Source organism: Actinomyces sp. S6-Spd3 (assembly GCF_000758755.1).
In the GTDB taxonomy this organism is placed as follows: Bacteria; Actinomycetota; Actinomycetes; order Actinomycetales; family Actinomycetaceae; genus Pauljensenia.
The window spans coordinates 1-526 of record NZ_JRMV01000123.1 but is presented as its reverse complement, the minus strand read 5'-3'; the positions used below and the strand labels follow the sequence as shown (position 1 = coordinate 526).

The window sequence follows — 526 nt, the reverse complement described above, 5'->3', positions numbered from 1 at the left end:
AGAACGGAACACCCCTTAACGGCGGCGGGATGGGTCAAGTAGAACATGGTTGGAAAAGGACTGCCATTTTCTAAGCGAGGAGCAGTTGCTACTACCAATGGAGCACCGCAAACACACCTGGCCGCAATCCCTAAAACCCCGCGCGGCTCGCGCCCTAACTGAAGCTCAAGAATCTTCAGATCAATATCTTGCGTCTTATCCAACGCCTACTCCTCTTTTTTCTTTAAGCACACCGACGGGTCAAGACGAACCGGCTGATTCACATCATCGGCGGCATCCGCAGTATCAGCCACCACCAGGTACCAAGGCCGAGGCGGACCCTGGTCCTCAACAGGCTTGGTATCTGTCATCCCATCCGCGATGCCGGGCGCGTCAAGCACTTGATACTGCGTCTCCCCCGGCTGGACATACTGTAGTCGCGCCCGCGCCTGTGAGGCTACGTACGACTTGTCGCCCCACCGGTCCAGCTGATCTTGCAGCTCGGCGTTAGTCTGCTTCGCCTGCTCGATTTGGATTAGAACCGAAC

At 56.7% G+C, this 526-nt stretch carries 2 protein-coding genes; both read right to left on the bottom strand.

Annotated features, from left to right (window positions below):
* On the bottom strand, window positions 1–203 hold a 203-nt coding region (locus HMPREF1627_RS10090; protein ID WP_158705786.1), incomplete at its 3' end, for a DUF501 domain-containing protein.
* 3 nt (window positions 204–206) lie between these two features.
* Window positions 207–526, bottom strand: a 320-nt coding sequence (locus HMPREF1627_RS00745; RefSeq protein ID WP_034500328.1) for an FtsB family cell division protein, incomplete at its 5' end; no start/stop codon positions are given.